Here is a 1,623-nt window from a genome sequence, read left to right as displayed (position 1 = left end):
TCGGCCGATACTGTTGAAAAACTCGGCTCGGACGACGTCCATAGCTCGCTTGCGCTTGCGCTTGCGATGAGGTTCGATTGAGTAGATGCGTCTGACTTCGAGGAAGCTTTCACCCCTCGTCACATAGCTAGACCGCCGCCGCAATCATCTCTTCGCCGAGCGGCGCCAACCGCTTAGCCATTCGTCGCAGGTTTTGCGCAGTTGCCGCTAACAGGAATTCGTCCTGCGCTCCGCTCAGCCCTCGTAGCCTCAACCGATCGAGTTTCAGAATTCGCTTCAGATGCGCGAACAGCATCTCGACCTTCTTTCGCTCGCGGCGCGATTGCTTGAACTCCGGCGTCGCTGATAGCTTCCGCGCCACGTCCCGAGCATTTTCGTGAACGCTGCGCGCAATCTTGCGGAACGGCATGTTTGGGCAGCATTGCTCTTTCATCGAGCAGCTGTTGCAGTTGTGTTGACTCGATCGATAGATGACCGTCTCGGCCTTCGTGATGTGGGTTCGCGGGATTGCATATGCGCGCCAGTCGCTACGCATTGCATGTCCGGCTGGGCATCGGTACTCGTTGTGATGTTCATCCCACTGGAAATCATCTCTCTCGAACGTGCCGTCGTTACGCCGGGTCTTGTCCCAGATCGGAACGTGGGGGGCGATCTCTTTCTCTCCCACCATCCAAGCAAGCATCCGCGCGGTACCGTAGGCGGTATCGCCGGCAAGACGCCGAGGTTTTAAGGCAAAGCGCTGTTCAACTCGGTCGATCATGGTCTTGGTCGACTCCACTTCCTCGGCCCGATTTGCGGGCGTGGCCTCGACGTCCAGGATGATCCCGGCATGCAGATCAATCAGATAGTTTGTCGAATAGGCGAAGAAAGCGGGACCACCGGGTGCTGCGGTCCATCGTGCAGCCGGATCGGTCAGCGAGATGCTCGTTGGCGGGGACGCCACTTCTGCTTCGTTCGACCCGTCGCCATTGATTTGATTAGCCTCATCCAGTACAGCAAGGTACTCGCGTACTGCGCGACTCGGGCCGTCCCCTTTGCTCCAGTCGATAGTTTGCGTTCCGGGTACCGCTCGGCTGCGATTGGCATCGGCCTTGATAACGCTCGCGTCAATGGCAAAGCCCTCGCCCCGCACCAATCCCTCTGTCATGCAGCGGCGCAGGACCGTCTCGAATACATGACGTAACGCTTCGCTGTCGCGAAAGCGACCATGCCGATTCTTGGAGAACGTCGAATGATCCGGGATGGGGTCTTCTAGGCCGAGACGACAGAACCAGCGATAGGCCAGATTCAGATGAATCTCTTCGCACAGACGACGCTCAGACCGGATTCCGAAGCAGTAACCCACGATCAGCATGCGGACCATCAACTCAGGATCAATCGAAGGGCGTCCGGTGTTGCTGTAATACGGTGCGAGGTGTTCGCGCAGATCGCCGAGATCAAAGACCCGGTCGATGCTGCGCAGCAGATGATTCGTTGGCACATGATCATCGAGGTTGAACGAGTAGAAAAGTCTCTCCTGCGAACCACCTCGTTGACCCATCATGGCTGGCACCTCGTCGATTGATCAGATCAAGGATAGGTGCCAACGACCACGAATGCCGAGTTTTTCAACAGAATCGGCCA

Annotated in this window: 1 protein-coding gene; it reads right to left on the bottom strand. The window is 57.4% G+C overall.

Annotated elements, in window-relative coordinates; all coding sequences use genetic code 11:
* Window positions 1-127 precede the first annotated feature (127 nt).
* Window positions 128-1,543: an IS1182 family transposase gene (locus tag WS96_RS15275; RefSeq protein ID WP_059833498.1), complete on the bottom strand. Its 1,416-nt coding sequence runs from the start codon at window positions 1,541-1,543 to the stop codon at window positions 128-130.
* Window positions 1,544-1,623 lie beyond the last annotated feature (80 nt).

The sequence above is a fragment of the Burkholderia sp. MSMB1835 genome, from assembly GCF_001526365.1.
GTDB lineage: Bacteria > Pseudomonadota > Gammaproteobacteria > Burkholderiales > Burkholderiaceae > Burkholderia.
This window is presented reverse-complemented; position numbering and strand designations above follow the sequence as displayed.